The sequence below is a fragment of the Mycobacterium montefiorense genome (assembly GCF_025823255.1).
Classification (GTDB): domain Bacteria; phylum Actinomycetota; class Actinomycetes; order Mycobacteriales; family Mycobacteriaceae; genus Mycobacterium; species Mycobacterium montefiorense.
On the sequence record NZ_JACKVL010000015.1, the window covers coordinates 97,825 to 113,323 of the forward strand.

Annotated in this window: 15 protein-coding genes, 1 tRNA gene and 1 pseudogene; 10 read left to right on the forward strand and 7 right to left on the reverse strand. The window is 65.6% G+C overall.

Annotated features, from left to right (window positions below; all coding sequences use genetic code 11):
- The first annotated feature begins 4 nt into the window (after nucleotides 1–4).
- The 6 genes and pseudogenes from boxB (at nucleotide 5) to H7K34_RS19495 (ending at nucleotide 6,373) form a co-directional block, all read left to right on the forward strand.
- Complete coding sequence (boxB, locus tag H7K34_RS19470) at nucleotides 5–1,426, forward strand: benzoyl-CoA 2,3-epoxidase subunit BoxB (protein WP_264063727.1); 1,422 nt, start codon at nucleotides 5–7, stop codon at nucleotides 1,424–1,426.
- A complete protein-coding gene (locus tag H7K34_RS19475; RefSeq protein WP_264063728.1) occupies nucleotides 1,410–1,889 on the forward strand; it encodes an AMP-binding protein in 480 nt (159 codons plus the stop codon). The genes boxB and H7K34_RS19475 overlap by 17 nt, the downstream gene beginning before the upstream one ends.
- Complete coding sequence (locus H7K34_RS19480) at nucleotides 1,799–3,007, forward strand: benzoate-CoA ligase family protein (protein WP_264063729.1); 1,209 nt, start codon at nucleotides 1,799–1,801, stop codon at nucleotides 3,005–3,007. The genes H7K34_RS19475 and H7K34_RS19480 overlap by 91 nt, the downstream gene beginning before the upstream one ends.
- Before the next feature lie 138 nt (nucleotides 3,008–3,145).
- On the forward strand, nucleotides 3,146–3,628 hold the full coding sequence (locus H7K34_RS19485) for an ester cyclase (protein WP_264063730.1): 483 nt from the start codon (nucleotides 3,146–3,148) through the stop codon (nucleotides 3,626–3,628).
- 6 nt (nucleotides 3,629–3,634) lie between these two features.
- Nucleotides 3,635–5,158, forward strand: a complete 1,524-nt coding sequence (locus H7K34_RS19490; protein ID WP_264063731.1) for an AMP-binding protein — start codon at nucleotides 3,635–3,637, stop codon at nucleotides 5,156–5,158.
- 187 nt (nucleotides 5,159–5,345) lie between these two features.
- A pseudogene (locus H7K34_RS19495) lies at nucleotides 5,346–6,373 on the forward strand (dihydrodipicolinate reductase).
- 15 nt (nucleotides 6,374–6,388) lie between these two features.
- Here H7K34_RS19495 and H7K34_RS19500 read toward each other — a convergent pair.
- The 5 genes from H7K34_RS19500 to H7K34_RS19520 form a co-directional block, all read right to left on the reverse strand.
- Nucleotides 6,389–6,461 (reverse strand) — tRNA-Ala (locus H7K34_RS19500).
- A 50-nt stretch (nucleotides 6,462–6,511) separates the two neighbouring features.
- Nucleotides 6,512–7,567: a divisome protein SepX/GlpR gene (gene sepX, locus H7K34_RS19505; RefSeq protein WP_264063732.1), complete on the reverse strand. Its 1,056-nt coding sequence runs from the start codon at nucleotides 7,565–7,567 to the stop codon at nucleotides 6,512–6,514.
- Between the two features lie 246 nt (nucleotides 7,568–7,813).
- Nucleotides 7,814–8,467 (reverse strand): GNAT family N-acetyltransferase, encoded by a 654-nt coding sequence (locus H7K34_RS19510; protein WP_201263579.1) that lies wholly within the window; start codon nucleotides 8,465–8,467, stop codon nucleotides 7,814–7,816.
- Between the two features lie 21 nt (nucleotides 8,468–8,488).
- Nucleotides 8,489–9,781, reverse strand: a complete 1,293-nt coding sequence (gene glp, locus H7K34_RS19515; protein WP_108925644.1) for a molybdotransferase-like divisome protein Glp — start codon at nucleotides 9,779–9,781, stop codon at nucleotides 8,489–8,491.
- A 105-nt stretch (nucleotides 9,782–9,886) separates the two neighbouring features.
- A complete protein-coding gene (locus H7K34_RS19520) occupies nucleotides 9,887–10,798 on the reverse strand; it encodes a UTP--glucose-1-phosphate uridylyltransferase (protein WP_264063733.1) in 912 nt (303 codons plus the stop codon).
- A gap of 76 nt (nucleotides 10,799–10,874) precedes the next feature.
- Between H7K34_RS19520 and H7K34_RS19525 the strand changes: the two genes are divergently transcribed.
- From H7K34_RS19525 to mscL, 4 genes are all read left to right on the forward strand, one after another.
- Entirely contained in the window at nucleotides 10,875–11,456 is a 582-nt protein-coding gene (locus tag H7K34_RS19525) for a 5-formyltetrahydrofolate cyclo-ligase (protein ID WP_264063734.1), read from the forward strand.
- A 98-nt stretch (nucleotides 11,457–11,554) separates the two neighbouring features.
- Nucleotides 11,555–11,911: an FmdB family zinc ribbon protein gene (locus H7K34_RS19530; protein WP_264063735.1), complete on the forward strand. Its 357-nt coding sequence runs from the start codon at nucleotides 11,555–11,557 to the stop codon at nucleotides 11,909–11,911.
- 190 nt (nucleotides 11,912–12,101) lie between these two features.
- Nucleotides 12,102–12,782 carry an SAF domain-containing protein gene (locus tag H7K34_RS19535; protein WP_264063736.1) on the forward strand — a complete coding sequence of 227 codons (681 nt, stop codon included), beginning with the start codon at nucleotides 12,102–12,104 and terminating at the stop codon, nucleotides 12,780–12,782.
- Nucleotides 12,783–12,847: 65 nt separating this feature from the next.
- Nucleotides 12,848–13,309: a large-conductance mechanosensitive channel protein MscL gene (gene mscL, locus H7K34_RS19540; protein ID WP_264063737.1), complete on the forward strand. Its 462-nt coding sequence runs from the start codon at nucleotides 12,848–12,850 to the stop codon at nucleotides 13,307–13,309.
- Nucleotides 13,310–13,352: 43 nt separating this feature from the next.
- Here mscL and H7K34_RS19545 read toward each other — a convergent pair whose 3' ends face one another.
- Both H7K34_RS19545 and H7K34_RS19550 read right to left on the reverse strand, forming a co-directional pair.
- Nucleotides 13,353–13,901: a MogA/MoaB family molybdenum cofactor biosynthesis protein gene (locus H7K34_RS19545; RefSeq protein WP_108925577.1), complete on the reverse strand. Its 549-nt coding sequence runs from the start codon at nucleotides 13,899–13,901 to the stop codon at nucleotides 13,353–13,355.
- Nucleotides 13,901–15,433: a S1C family serine protease gene (locus H7K34_RS19550; RefSeq protein WP_264063738.1), complete on the reverse strand. Its 1,533-nt coding sequence runs from the start codon at nucleotides 15,431–15,433 to the stop codon at nucleotides 13,901–13,903. The genes H7K34_RS19545 and H7K34_RS19550 overlap by 1 nt, the downstream gene beginning before the upstream one ends.
- Nucleotides 15,434–15,499 lie beyond the last annotated feature (66 nt).

The following is a 15,499-nucleotide window of genomic DNA, read 5'->3' on the forward strand; positions in this document are numbered from 1 at the left end:
CCTCGTGACCACATCGATCAACTACGAAGACAAGATCCCCAACAACGTCGACCTGTCCTGCGACCGCAGACTGCAACGCGCCCTGGAGGGATGGCAGCCCAAGTTCCTCAATTGGTGGAGCGAGATGGGGCCGGCAGTCCAGACCCACGGTGTGTACCTGCGCACCGCAGTCGCCGTGGGTCGCGATGGCTGGGCTCACTTCGATCACGTCAGTCTCCCCGACTACCGGTGGGGCATCTTTCTTGCCGAACCCAAGCCCGATCGTCGCATCGCCTTCGGGGAGCACAAAGGTGAGCCGGTGTGGCAGCAGGTGCCCGGCGAACATCGCGCCGACCTACAGCGACTGATCGTGGTGCAGGGCGACACCGAGCCGGCCTCGGTGGAGCAGCAGCGGCTACTGGGCATGACCGCACCGTCGCTGTACGACCTGCGAAACCTGTTCCAGGTCAACGTCGAAGAGGGCCGGCATCTGTGGGCGATGGTGTACCTCCTGCACGCCTACTTCGGCAGGGAGGGCCGCGAGGAAGCCGAGGCGTTGCTCTGCCGAAATTCCGGCAGTCCCGACTCACCGCGCATCCTGGGCGCGTTCAACGAGACCACCGCCGACTGGCTGGCGTTCTACATGTTCACCTACTTCACCGACCGGGACGGCAAATATCAGCTCGGCACGCTGAAAGAAAGTGCCTTCGATCCGCTGTCACGCACCTGTGAGTTCATGCTCAAAGAAGAGGCGCACCACATGTTCGTCGGCACGACGGGGGTGGATCGGGTGGTGGCTCGCAGCGCCCAGTTGGTGCGTGAGCACGACACCGGCGACATCGGACCGTTCGGCGGCATCCCGCTGGAGATCATCCAGAAGTACATCAACTTTCACTACAGCGTCTCGCTGGACCTGTTCGGCAGCGAAACCTCCACCAACGCAGCCAATTACTTCACCGTGGGGTTGAAGGGTCGCTGGCAAGAAGAGCGACGAACCGACGATCATCTGCTCGTCAACGCCAACACTGAGCTCAACAGGCCCACCGTCGACGGAACATGGGACACCGACGAGCTACCGGCGCTGCTGGCCTTGAATCTGGACCTGCGCACCGAGTACATCAGCGATTGTCATAGCGGCGTCAAGCGGTGGAACAAGATCCTCGCCGACAACGGGATCGACTATCGATTCCAACTACCCCATGTCGGTTTCAACCGCACCATCGGCGCCTACGCCGACCACCACATCACCCCGACTGGCACCATCATGGACAGCTCCTCGTGGGAGGAAGCGAAGCCAAACTGGTTGCCCACCAACGACGACCTAACCTTCGTACGCTCCCTGATGCAGCCCGTGTACGAGCCGGGCAAGATCGCCAGCTGGGTCGCGCCACCTACCCAGGGCATCAATGACAAGCCGTTCGATTTCGAATATGTCTACCTCGCCTGAACATTCGGCGACGGTGTTCAATGCCGCCGACTATCTCGTCGATCGGCATCTGCGGGAAGGGCGAGGCACGCGCACCGCGGTCGTCAGTTCGACCCGCACGCTCAACTACCAAGGCCTGGCCCTTGAGGTGCATCGCGTCGCCGGCGGGCTGCAGAAGCTGGGCGTGCGGCGCGAGGACCGGGTCATGCTGTGCATGGTTGACGACGTCGAACTGCTGACCGGCATCCTGGCAACGATATACCTGGGCGCCATAGCTATCCCGGTTTCTACCATGCTGTCCGGACCGGAGCTGGGCAAGCTAGTCGCCGATGCGCATGTTCGAATAGTATGCGCTTCAACGGAGTTCGTCGCTGCGATTGCCATCGCGCCACGATGGCCCCCGATGTCGCCGACGTGGTGTTCGACGGCAAGCCCGAAATCGGCGGCTTCGCCCGCGCCACCGTGCACCACTGGGACTCTTTGACATCGGCCGATCCGGTCGTCACGGCGTGCGACACCTACGACGACACGTCCGCACAGTGGCTCTACACATCGGGTACCACCGGCATGCCCAAGGCCGCGATACACCGTCACGGCAGTATCCGTAGCGTCGCCGAGAGCTACGGCGCCCAGCTGCTGGGCATCGCGCCCCAGGACCGGTGCCTGTCGGTTGCAAAGCTGTTCTTCGCCTATGGCCTTGGCAATTCCTGCTTTTTCCCGCTATCCGTCGGGGCCGCCACCGTCTTGCAGCGAGTTCGTCCGACACCGGCCGTCATCGCGCAATGCATCCAAGCCGAGCGCCCAACACTGTTCTTCGCCGTTCCCACGTTCTTCTCGTCGCTGCTGGCCAGCGATTTGCCGAATGACACCTTCGCGTCAGTGCGACCAGCAGTTTCGGCGGGTGAAGCGCTAACTCCAGTGCTGTTCAACAGGTTTCGGGACAGGTTCGGAGTCGAGGTGCTGGACGGCGTCGGCTCGACGGAGGCGCTGCATATCTTTCTCTCCAACCGGCCGGGCGAGGCGCGAGCGGGATCAGCGGGCGTTCCGGTGCCCGGCTACCAAGTGCAGCTGCGTGATGAGGCCGGCGCCGTCATCGACGCTGTGGGGGCGCCCGGAATCCTGCATGTCAAAGGCGCCTCGATCGCCTCGGGCTACCGGAACCGGGCCGATGCCACCCGACAGGTGTTTTCCGATGGCTGGCTGCGCACCGGCGATGCCGTCGCGCGCAACGCCGATGGCACGTACAGCTGGCTTGGCCGTTCCGGCGACATGCTCAAAGCCGGCGGCATCTGGGTGTCGCCGGCAGAAGTCGAGGAGCGGCTGCTGGCGCATCCCGGCGTCGTCGAGGCGGCCGTCGTCGCTGCCGCCGACGAATCCGGTTTGGAAAAACCCGTCGCGTGCGTCGTACCGCGGCCGGGGTACACCGTCGACGCCGAGTCACTTAACGCCTGGTGCCGCGAGGAATTGGCCGCCTTCAAACGACCTCGCGCCTTCGTGATGATGACCGAGCTGCCCAAAACCGCGACTGCCAAACTTCGGCGCGATCTGCTTCGCGAGCAGGTTGCCGATGTGCTCACCCAGCCGTCTCCGGCACGGAGATGAATGAGTTATCCAGGTAAACAACACGTTTCGATGTTGAAAGTGTGACCAGCAAACGCACAAGCGGCTTTGATTATTCCAATCATCGCGTGTGATGCACGACTTGGTTGCCAACACCGCTCAGGGACTATGTTCGATCGGGTGAGTACCAGCGCCCTTCCTGTCGATCCCTTGGTGGCACAGCGGTTCTACGACCGCTGGCTGGACGCATGGAATCAAGACGACATTGATCGCGTTCGGGCGATCGTCACTGAAGATTTCGTCTTGTCCAGCCCGACGACCAGGCTGACCGGCATGCGGGTCGACAGTGCCACGGCGATCCGTGATTACATCGGCTACATCCGGCGCGCCTACCCAGACCTGATCTTCGAGCAGGTTGGCTTTGGGATGTTCGACCTGGAACATCCCGTTGTCGCTTTCCCTTGGTCCGGGACAGGGACATTCACGGGCCGGATGGATCCGCCCGGAATCCCGGGAACCGGAAGGTCTTTCGACTTTTCCGGTATCGAGGTATTTACGTTCCGCGGAGATCGTGTAAGCCACCTCTACGCCTCCTACGACTTGCTGAGAATGCTGCGACAGAGCGGCGTTCTCGGCGGGTCATGGGCTGACGAACAGGAGTGAGTCACTATGCCGAACAGCCTGCGACAGTTGCTGACCGAGCGGGAACAGCGAACACCTGACGCCGTCGCCATCACCGTCGAACAGACCAACATCACCTGGCGCGAGCTGGGGCACCGTTCGCGGCGGGTCGCCGCGGCGCTTGCCCGCGACGGCGCCGCGGACCAGAGTCGCGTCGGCTACCTCGGCAAGAACGGTCTGCCTTACTTCGAGATGCTTTTCGGCTGCGGTCTCGCCAACGCAGTATTCGCACCACTGAATTGGCGTTTGGCGACTACAGAGCTGGCGGCGATCCTGTCCGATAGCGACGCTCGTCTGCTCGTTGTCGACCCGGGGGTGACGGTTCCGGCGGACCTCGACACGGCCGCGCGGATAGTCGAACTAGGCAGCGACTACCAAGCGTGGCTTGGACCCGCTACCGATCCACTGCTCACAGCGGAGCCTGAGCACATCGCCTTCCAGCTCTACACCAGCGGTACCACCGGGGTTCCCAAGGGCGCGATGTTCGCCAACGGCACGAACTTCCGGATCTTGACCGAGGAGATCGCGGGTACCTACCCGCTTGCCCCAGGTGACGCCAGCCTCGTCATGATGCCGCTGTTCCACATGGGCGGGTTGGCTTGGGCGTTGGCGGGTTTGGCATCGGGAGCACGCAACGTCATCGTTCGGGACTTCAACGCCGACGTCGTGCTCGACACGATCCGGGACGAATCCATCGCGGCGGCGTTCTGCGTTCTCGCCATGCTCGCTGCCCTATGCCAGAGCCTCGAAGCGCATCCGCGCCGCCTGCCCCTCAAGCGGATGGTTTATGCAGGGGCACCGATCAGCCCGAGCGCACTGCGTCAGGCGATGCGGTTGTTGGACTGCGATTTCATTCAGATCTACGGCCTCACCGAGGCCACCGGCTCGTTTGCGGAGTTGCCCGCCGAGGAGCACCACGCCACCGGCGAACGGGCACACTTACTGCGATCTGCAGGCCGTCCCTACCCTTGGGTGGAGGTACGGGTGGTCTCGCCGAGAAGCGGAGCGGACGTCGCCGACGGCGACATCGGCGAGATTTGGACACGTTCCGACCAAAATTTCGTGGGCTACTGGAAGCGGCCCGAGGAAACCGAGAAGACACTGACTGCCGAAGGTTGGCTGCGCACAGGAGATCTCGGGTACCAAGACGCCGAGGGCCGGCTGTTCCTCGTCGACCGGGCAAACGATCTCATCATCGCCGGCGGCGAGAATATCTATCCGGGCGAGGTCGAGAACGTCCTTTCAGAATTCGACGGAATCGAGGCCGTCGCGGTGATCGGGGTACCTAGCCAGCGGTGGGGTGAAACGGTGAAGGCGATCATCACGGTCCGGCCGGGTCGCCTGGTCGAGGCGAGCGATCTGATCGCATTCGCCCACACGCGCCTGGCCGGCTTCAAGTGCCCCACCAGCGTCGAAGTGATCGACGCGATGCCCTTGACGGCTACCGGCAAGATCCAGAAAGCGCGCCTGCGCGAGCCGTTTTGGGTCGGCCACGACAGGCGCATCAGCTAGCAAGTGCCTCTTTGGCTTTGGCGCGGACCCGACGATCCGATGTGTTCACGCGACCGCCCTTATCACGGCGATGGGTCACAATGTAGGACGACTCAGCAGTCCGCGTCAGGAGGAAGCCGTGACGAAAGATGGCGATCTGCCACCGTTGCGCGTCATCGCGTGGGGTACCGGCACGGTAGGTAGCGAGATGCTCACGTCCATCATCGACCACCGGACCGACCTCGAGATCGTCGGCGCTCGGGTGTATTCCGACACGAAGAATGGCGTCGACGTCGGCACCCTGGTTGGTCGCCACCCGATCGGCGTCACCTCGACCACCGACGTCGACAAGATCATGGAGCTCGACGCGGACTGCGTGCTCTACACCCCGCGCAACACAGACCTCGACGAGGTCTGCACCCTGCTTGCCAGCGGGAAAAACGTCGCGACAACGGCATTCCTGTTCCATCCACGTCGCATCGCACCCGCGGATCGCCATCGGGTGCTGGAGGCTTGTCGCACCGGAGGTACCACGGTCCATGGCAGTGGCTTGAATCCCGGGAACCTCTCCGGTGCACTGCCACTGGCGCTTTCGGGAATGAGCCGCACCATCGACAAAATCACTCTGCAGGAACGCGCCGACTGGTCGGTCTACGAAAGCACGTCGATCACGTTCGACAACATGCGATTTGGCCAACCTATCGAGGACATCAACCCGGAAGCCAGCGGCTTCTTGGCCTTCAACAGCGGGATCTTCACCGAACAGGTCTGGTTTCTCGCGGACGCGCTCCACGCCGACATCGACGAGGTCACCGCAACCGTGGAGGCCGTTCCCGCGCGAGACGATCATCAGATCTTCGACCATCTGCTGCGCGCGGGAACGACTGCGGGGCAGCGGTGGAAGTGGTCGGGACGGCGCAACGGCGAGGTGCTTGTCGAGATCGAGACGCTGTGGACCGTCGGTGGCGAGTACCCGGACCATTGGCCCAAACCCCAGGACGGTTGGACGCTGACGATCGAGGGCGACCCGTCGACGCGGACCCATTTCTTCTGTCTCTGGCGAGCTTCACTCGCGCTGCGACCATGGAAGAACACGTTCGCTCGGCGAGTGTGGCCACCGCCATGCAGGTGCTCAATGCCGTACCCGCGATCTGTGCGGCGCCGGCCGGTTTCGCCACCGCGGCAACGCTCCCGCTGATCCGCAGCCACGTCGGGTTCGGCAATACGGTCGTCTGACCAGTTCAAACTCTGTGGAGCTAAGGGGAATCGAACCCCTGACCTTCTCGATGCGAACGAGACGCGCTACCAACTGCGCTATAGCCCCTGACCGCTAGCAGGCTACCAGTTCTGCGACGGCCCCAGCGCCGTCAGGCGCTACTGGCCGGCGGCGCGGGGCAGGTCCCGGGACCAGCCGTAGTGGTGCTGGGGCATGCCGTAGTCGAGGTGCTCGAAGATCGGGTCCTCGTCGTCGATCTCCAGCACCACCGCGCCGGGGCGGCGCAGCCGCGACGGGACCACGTCGTAGTCACGGTCGCGGGTGTTCTCGACGCCAAAGCGCGCGCGTGCCATCCGCTGCGTGCGGCGGCGGCGGACCTTCTCCTCGATTTTGGTCTGGCGGCGCAGATAGCCCAGGTAGAGCATCGTGAATGCGGTGGCGACCCCGCACACCCACCAGGCGGTCGGGGTGATCTCGAACGCCGCGGTCGCCGTGCCGACGAGGACGACCGCCATCACCATCAGCACCTTCCTGCGGAAGGCGTACTTGCGGGCGGTGACCGCAGCCGCGGTCTTGGTGTCGAAGCGGCGCTGGCGCCGTGCGCTCGCGGGCGTCATCCTCTCCCGAACCCGGGGGTCCTCGTCGTCTGCCTCGGGTTCCAAACCAGACGAGTCCTCGACGTATTCGTACTCGTCGTCGAGGTGATCGTCGTCGGCCACGGCCACGGCCTCGTCTTCGTCGTGCTCGTCTTCGTCGACCGGGGCGAGTTGGGGCTCGGTGGCCTCGGCGCTGGCTCCGACCGGCAGGGCGCCGGAGTCCTCGATCACATCGACGTCCAGGTAGTCGGGCTCGGCCGACTCGGCGACCGGCATCCGCATCACAACCGGGCGCGCGGGGCGCAGCTCCTCGGTCTCGGCGTCGTGATCGTCGTCGAGGTCGTCGCGGTCGTCGCGGCGCTCGTGATCGGTGTCGTCGAACTCGTCATCGCCCGAGTTCTCCTCGGGCTTCCAGTCCGGATCGCTGCGATGACCCGAGGCGGGACCGCTGCGCCGCAGCAGACGTGAACCTGCGCCACCGTTGAGCACCCGGGTGGCCAGCGCCACGTCGCTGGTGCGTCGCACAGCGTCGCGTTTGCTTATCAGCATCGGTACCAGCACGAACAGCCAGAGCACCACGAGCGAAATCCACAACAACGACTGCGGGATGCTTGGCATGATGACCTACTCCTTCTGGTCGGGATCCCCCACGAGTGACCTGCGCGGCCGAGACCTGTGACCAGCGCAATTACACACCTGTAATTTGCCTCAATCAAGCATCACACGCCACATATGTCACGTTAGCCACAGATTTATTGCGATTTCCCTACAGCGGAGGGTTGTGGCGCGTCGGGATTACCGCTTGGTCGTGCTCACGGCGGAGGTGACACCAGTGCTGGCAGCCTCGGCGCACCGGCCGCTAAATCAGGCCCAGCGCGCGTAGCCGGCGCGGACCAGCGTCGATGCCACCGATCCGTAGACCTCTTCGGCCGTGATGGCCATCAGCAGATGGTCACGCCACGCCCGGTCGACCTCGAGGTAGCGGCGCAGCAGGCCCTCCTCGCGGAACCCGACCTTCGCCAACACGGCTCGGCTCGCGACGTTCTCCGGACGCACGGTGGCCTCCACCCGGTGCAGCATGACCGGCCCGAAGCAATGGTCGAGTCCCAGCGCCAATGCCCCGGTGGCCACCCCACCCCCGGTTGCCGAGCTCGGGACCCAGTAGCCGATCCACGCCGACCGCAACGCGCCGTGCGTGACGTTGCCGATGGTCAGCTGCCCGCAGAACTGCCCGTCCAGCTCGATCACATACGGCAGCATCCGGCCATTGCGAGCCTCGGTACGCAGTCCCGAACACAACGCCGGCCAGGCCGCGACGGTGTGCCGGATGGCCCAGTCGCCGTCGGCGGTCGGCTCCCACGGCTCGAGATGCGCACGGTCGGCCAGCCGGTGACGGCTCCACTGGGCACCGTCGCGCATCCGTACCGCCCGCAACCGGACCACGCCCGCCGCGACCCGCAGCGGACCCACATCCGCGGGCCAACCGGGATGGCGGGCGCCGGAGCGCAAAAAGTTCACCAGGGTGCGCAGTCGTTTATCTCAGCCGCGCTGAGCCAGGAACGCGACGTCGACGATCTCACCGGTGCGAATCTGCTCGGCCCCGCTGGGAACCACCACCAGACAGTTGGCTTCGGCCAGTGTCGCGAGCAGATGCGATGACGCCCCCGGGGCTCCGCCCAGCGCCTGTACCAAATACTCACCGCTGTCCTGGTCGCGCATCAGCTGACCGCGCAGATAGCCCTTGCGCCCGGCCACCGATGTGATCGGCGACAGCGTGCGGGCCTGCACAATCCGGCGCATCGGCTGGCGCTTGCCCAGCGACAGCCGGATCAGCGGCCGGACCATCACCTCGAAGACCACCAATGCGCTGACGGGGTTGGCCGGCAGCAGGAATACCGGCACGCCCTCGCGCCCCAGCTGCCCGAAGCCCTGCACCGATCCCGGATGCATGGCGACCCGGACAACCTCCATCTCGCCGAGTTCGGACAGCACCAATCGCACCGCTTCGGCCGCCGCTCCTCCGACCCCGCCGGCAATCACCACCAGCTCGGCACGATTGATCTGGCCCTGGACGATTTCGCCCAGCTCCTTCGGGTTGTTGGAGACGATGCCGATCCGGTTGACCTCCGCGCCGGCATCCCGGGCCGCGGCCGCCAGCGCATAGGAGTTGACGTCGTAGACCTGCCCGTTGCTCGGGCTTCGCGAGATGTCGACCAGTTCGCCGCCGACCGCCATGATCGACACCCGGGGACGCGGGTGCACCAGCACTCGTTCCCGGCCGACAGCCGCGAGCAAGCCGACCTGAGCAGCACCGATGATCGTGCCGGAACGCACCGCGACATCCCCGGGTTGGACGTCGTCGCCGGCGCGCCGCACATAGGCGCCCGAGGGCGCCCCGCGCAGAATCCGCACCTTCGACGTGCCGCCGTCGGTCCAGCGCAACGGCAGCACCGCGTCGGCCAGCGTGGGCAGCGGCGCCCCGGTGTGCACCCGGACGGCCTGCCGCGGCTGCAGCCGGCTGGGCGTGCGCGCACCGGCCTCAATGGTCCCCATCACCGGCAGGACCAGCCCGCCAGGGGTGTCGTCGTCGGCCATCGGCTCGCCGGCCTCGTCGAGTGAAAGATCGCCGCCCACTTCCCCGACACCGAGCACGTCGACGCTGCGGACCGCGTAGCCGTCGATCGCGGCCTGGTCAAAGCCGGGCAGCGGCCGTTCGGTCACGACTTCTTCGGCGCACATCAATCCCTGCGCCTCCGCGATGGCGACACGCATCGGGCGCGGTGCTACCGCGGCCGCCGTTATCCGGGCCTGCTGCTCCTCCACCGAACGCACTAGCCGCGCCTCCCTGCCGTCAACCCTGACGGGCGCCGTATCGGGCCCGGTGAACGGACCGAGCCCGATCGCCCGGTTGCTCGCCGGGCCCGGCATGCCGGCCGGCTATTGCTCGTTCAGGCCCAATCGCGCCACCAACCACCGCCGCAATTCCGGTCCGTAGTCGTCACGATCCAATGCAAAGTCAACCGCAGCCTTGAGGTAGCCGCCGGGATTTCCCAAGTCGTGTCGAGATCCGCGGTGCACGACGACGTGAACCGGGTGGCCTTCTTTGATCAGCAACGCAATCGCATCGGTGAGCTGTAGTTCGCCACCGGTCCCGTGGTCGATGCGGCGCAGCGCATCGAAGATGGCACGGTCAAGCACATACCGGCCCGCCGCCGCATACATTGACGGGGCGTCGGAGACCTTGGGCTTTTCGACCATTCCCTTGACTTTGAGCACGTCCGAATTGACGTCGGCGATGGGCTCGACATCGAAAACACCGTAGGCACTGATCTCTTCCGGCGTGACCTCGATGGCGCACAACACCGTGCCGCCGTACTGGGCACGCACACTGGCCATCGCCTCGAGCACTCCGGTCGGCAGCACCAGGTCGTCGGGCAGCAACACCATCACAGCGTCTTCATCGGGCGCCATCACCGGCTCCACGCAGCTGATCGCGTGTCCCAAACCGAGCGGCTCGGCCTGCACCACCGACTCGACCTTGATCAGCGCAGGTGCGCGACGCACCTTGGCCAGCATGGCTTTCTTGCCGCGAGCTTCCAGCGTGCCCTCGAGCACCAGGTCCTCGACGAAGTGCGCGACGACGCCGTCCTTGCCCTCGGAGGTGATGATCACCAGCCGTTCAGCACCGGCGGCAGCCGCTTCTTCGGCGACCAGCTCGATACCGGGCGTATCGACCACGGGCAGCAGCTCTTTGGGCACCGTCTTGGTCGCCGGGAGAAAACGGGTGCCCAGACCGGCTGCGGGGACGATCGCCGTATACGGGATCTGCACTTGAACTGGCCGTGACATCGTTCACACCATAGCGCTCATCGGGTTTGCCGCCGCTGCATGGCAGGCCGAATACCCGTGCTGTCATCGTTGATGCATGACCATGTCGAGCAAGGCCGCATTGCGCGAGCGGGTGCTGGCGGCTCGACGTTGCATTGCCGACGACGTTCACGCCGCTGAGGCGCGGATGCTCAACGAACAGCTGGCGCTCGCGGTGATCAGCGGCAGCACCGTCTGCGCCTATGTTCCAGTGGGCACCGAGCCGGGATCCGTCGAGATGCTGGACATGTTGCTGGAGCGGTCCCGGCGGGTGCTGTTGCCGGTTGCGCGCACCGCCGGCGACGGCACCCCGATGCGGCTGCAGTGGGGCGAATACCGGCCGGGCGAGCTCGTCCGGGCGCACTGGGGTCTGCTCGAGCCGCCCGCGCCGTGGCTGCCGGAGTCGGTTTTGGCCGAGGCCGAAATGGTGGTGGTTCCGGCGTTGGCAGTCGACCGTCGGGGCACGCGGCTGGGTCGGGGCCGCGGCTTCTACGACCGGTCGCTGGACGGCAGAAATCCGCAAGCACGCCTGATCGCGATGGTGCGCGACCCGGAGTTCGTCGACGAATTACCGGCCGATCCACACGACGTGCCGATGACCCACGTGATCACCCCGCAGCGCGGGGTTTTGGCGCTGTGAGCCGACGATGGGGCCCGGGAATGAGACGGATTTCATGGCTGTTTTAGCACTCGGGTACTGTAGAGTGCTAACGAGACTTATCTGACGGAGGATTTTTAGTGCCGACCTATAGCTACGCGTGCACGGAGTGCGGCGACCGCTTTGACGTTGTGCAGGCCTTCACCGACGACACGCTGACTACCTGCGAGAAGTGCTCGGGCCGGCTGCACAAGCTGTTCAACTCCGTCGGCGTCGTGTTCAAAGGCAGCGGCTTCTACCGCACCGACAGCCGCGAGTCGGGCAAGAAATCGTCGAGTTCGACCAACGGCTCGGCCACCAACGGCTCGGGATCGGGCGAGACCTCCGGTGCCAGCGACAAGTCCAGCTCCACCGAGAAATCCGGCTCCAGCGACAAGTCCACGTCCAGCGAGAAGTCGACGAGTTCGGCATCCTCGGCCGCGGCCGCTTCCGGCTAGCGGCGCGAATCTTCCTCGAGATCGACGCTGGCGCGAAGAAACGCCAGCGAACTGCACGCTAACGTCGATCTCGGGATCTTCGGACGCCCAATGCGCTGGTGTCATTGCGGCCGCTTCCAGCTAGCGGGTTATCCACAGCACGCTTGTATGACGGGAACTATCCGAGGCCCGCTGCGCTTACCGTGGCGGCGTGGGGGAACCGTCACTGAATCCAGCACTGTTGCAGCGGATATCGGCAACGCTGCGCCCGGACTGGACCCGCACCGTGCTGGCCCGCCGGGTGGCCGCGGGCGGGCTCGTCGTGCTGGCCGGCATCGCGGCGGTGCGCTCAAATCCCGGCGGTGATCGCGTCGACGTCGTGGTGGCCACACACGACATCCCTCCCGGCACAGCCCTGACGCCCGACGACCTTCGAGTCGAAAAACGTTTAGCGACAACAGTTCCCGACGGGTCACAAGCCGACCCGGGTGCCGTGATCGGTTCGATGCTGGCCGGCCCGACGCGCCGCGGCGAGGTGCTTACCGACGTCCGGCTGCTGGGCAGCCGACTGGCCGAGGCCGCAATCGCATCGAAGGCCGGGGCCGGCGCCCGCATCGTGCCGCTACGTCTGGCCGACAGCGCGCTGATCGATCTCGTTCGCGCCGGCGATGTCGTCGACGTGCTGGCCGCCCCAACCGCGGATTCGCACCCGGGCACCCAGCCGGCCAGCTCGGTGGTGGCAACCGATGCCGTCGTCGTGCTCGTGTCGCCCAAGCAGAAAGTCCAGGCCGCGGACGCTGACCGCGTAGTGTTAGTTGCGCTGCCGGCTCGCGTGGCGAACATGGTGGCAGGCTCGGTCCTGGGGCAGGCCGTGACCCTCACCCTGCACTGAGTGCCTGGCCGCCGCTCGCCACACAACCCGCAGCAAACTGTGTCCAGCCCAGAAAGGACGTCCGAATGCTCAAGGGGTTCAAAGAGTTTCTCGCGCGAGGCAATATCGTCGACCTGTCCGTCGCGGTGGTCATCGGTACGGCGTTCACCGCGCTGGTCACCAAGTTCACCGACAGCATCATCACGCCGTTGATCAATCGGATCGGCGTCAACCAGCAGTCCGACGTCGGCGCCCTGAAGATCGGCATCGGAGGCGGACAGACCATCGACCTGAACGTGCTGCTGTCGGCCGCTATCAACTTCGTCCTGGTCGCCGCGGTGGTGTACTTCCTGGTCGTGCTGCCTTACAACACACTGCGCAAGCGCGGCGAGGTCGAGCAGGCCGATGACGCCCAGATCGTGTTGCTGACCGAGATCCGCGACCTGCTCGGCAAGACCAATGGAGAGCTCTCGTCGGGCAAGCACGGCGGGGTCAGCACGACGCCGCCGCCCGAGCACGGGCCCCGCGCGGACACCGAATCGCAGTGAAATTCCGCGGCTGAAGCGGGGCGGGAACTCCCGCCGAGCGACTCTAGATCTCAAGGCTAGATAACTGCCCGATGATCTGTGCGGCGAGTGGATTCAGCGTCGCCATACCGTCGCGCACCGCGTAACGGGAACCGGCGAGATTGACCACCAACGTACTTCCGGACACGCCCGCCAGACCGCGGGACAAGCCGGCGTCGATGATGCCCGCGGACAGCGCAGACCCGCGCACGGCTTCGGCGATGCCAAGGATTTCCCGGTCAAGAATCTCGCGGGTCGCCTCCGGGGTGACGTCGCGCGGGGTCACTCCGGTCCCACCGACGGAGACCACCAGATCGACCCCACCGATCACCGCGGTGTTCAGCGCGTTGCGGATCTCGACCTCGTCGGCCGAAACGGCCACCACACCGTCAACCACGAATCCCGCCTCGGTCAGCAGCTCGGTGACCAGCGGCCCACTGTGATCTTCTTCATCCCCGTGCGCGGTGCGATCGTCGACGACCACAACCAGAGCCCGGCCGACTACCAACTCAGCACCCGTTTCCATGGGTGCAACCGTATATCCGAGCTCGGAGATCGGCTCATCGACTCTCATCACTGATCCGCCTTGCCCAGGGTGACCTGCACCGTTCGGCTGCCGCCGCCGGGATCTTGGAAGGTCAGCGACACCTTGTCGCCTGGCGCCTTGGACCGCACCGCGGCAACCAGGGCGTCGGCACTGCTGATCGGACGATCGTCGACCTTGGTGACGACCACGTTCTTGGGCACTCCCGCGTTTGCGGCCGCACCCCCGGTCACGACGTCGACGACCTTGGCGCCTGGCGTGCCCTTGTCACTGGTCACCTGTACACCCAGCGACGCATGCGACGCCTTACCGGTGCTGATCAACTCGTCCGCGATGCGCTTGGCCTGGTCGACCGGGATCGCGAAGCCAAGCCCGATCGAACCGCTCTGGGCGTCGGGCGAATCGCCACCCAGAGTGGCGATCGCGGAATTGATGCCGACCAGCTGGCCATTCATGTTGACCAACGCCCCGCCGGAGTTACCCGGGTTGATCGCGGCATCGGTCTGAATCGCGTCCAGCACCGTGTTCTGGTTACCGGACTCACCGGTCGTCGACACCGGCCGGTTCAAGGCGCTGATGATTCCTGTGGTGACCGTGCCGGACAAGCCCAGCGGCGAACCGATTGCCAGCACCGGCTGGCCGACCCGCACATCCGACGAGGAGCCCAAGGCGATGGGCGTCAGTCCCGAAACACCCGACGCGCGGATCACGGCTATGTCACTCGTGGGATCGGCACCGACCACCGTGAATGGTGCGGTGCGACCGTCGGAGAATGTCACGGTCGTCTTCGGTGTCGGACTACCCGGGCCACCAGGCGGCGGCGGCGCGCCGGGCGTCGGTCCGTTTGCTCCTCCGGGTCCACTCGGTGCCTTCGGAGGGGTCGCGGCCGCCGCGATGACGTGGTTGTTGGTCAGAATCAGCCCGTCGGACGACAAGATGACGCCGGAGCCCTCCTCTGACGCACGCCCGATATCGGTCTCGAGCATCACGACGCTTGGCACCACCTTCGCGGCGATTTGCTCGACGCTGCCGGGCGGCATGTTGGCCGCCGGAACGCCTGGCGTGGCTCCCGAGGGGCCACCACCGCCGCCGGTGACCGTGGAGTGCGTACCCAGTTCGACGACTGTTGCCGCGGCGCCACCGATACCGGCCGACACCACCGCGATCGCCAGCGCGCCTGCCGTCAGCAGACCGGCACGGGAACGCTTCTCCGGCCGGCGCGGGGGCCCCATCGGCGGCAACATGCCGGGCATCGGACCCGTCCCGGTTCCTCCCGGAATCGGCCCCACTCCGGTGCCGCCCGGTATCGGACCCGCGCCGGTACCGCCGGGGATCCGGCCCGGTCCGGTACTGCCGGGAATCGAACCCGACCCGGTGTCGCCGAACGGCTCGTAGGGCCGGCGGTATTGCGACGGCGGCGGCTGCTGGCTCTGTTGGTACCGCCAGTCGAACGGCTGGCCGTACGGTTGCTGCCCTTGGGCATACGCGGGCGGTACGGGCTGGTTAGGCGCGCGGTATCCCGGCTGCTGCGGCGGTGGCGAATACCTCGGGTCATTCGTCATGTCGCTAAGTCGCTCTTCCTCTAATTCGGGGTGCTATCGAGCTCGACTTGGCTCGATTTCCAACAC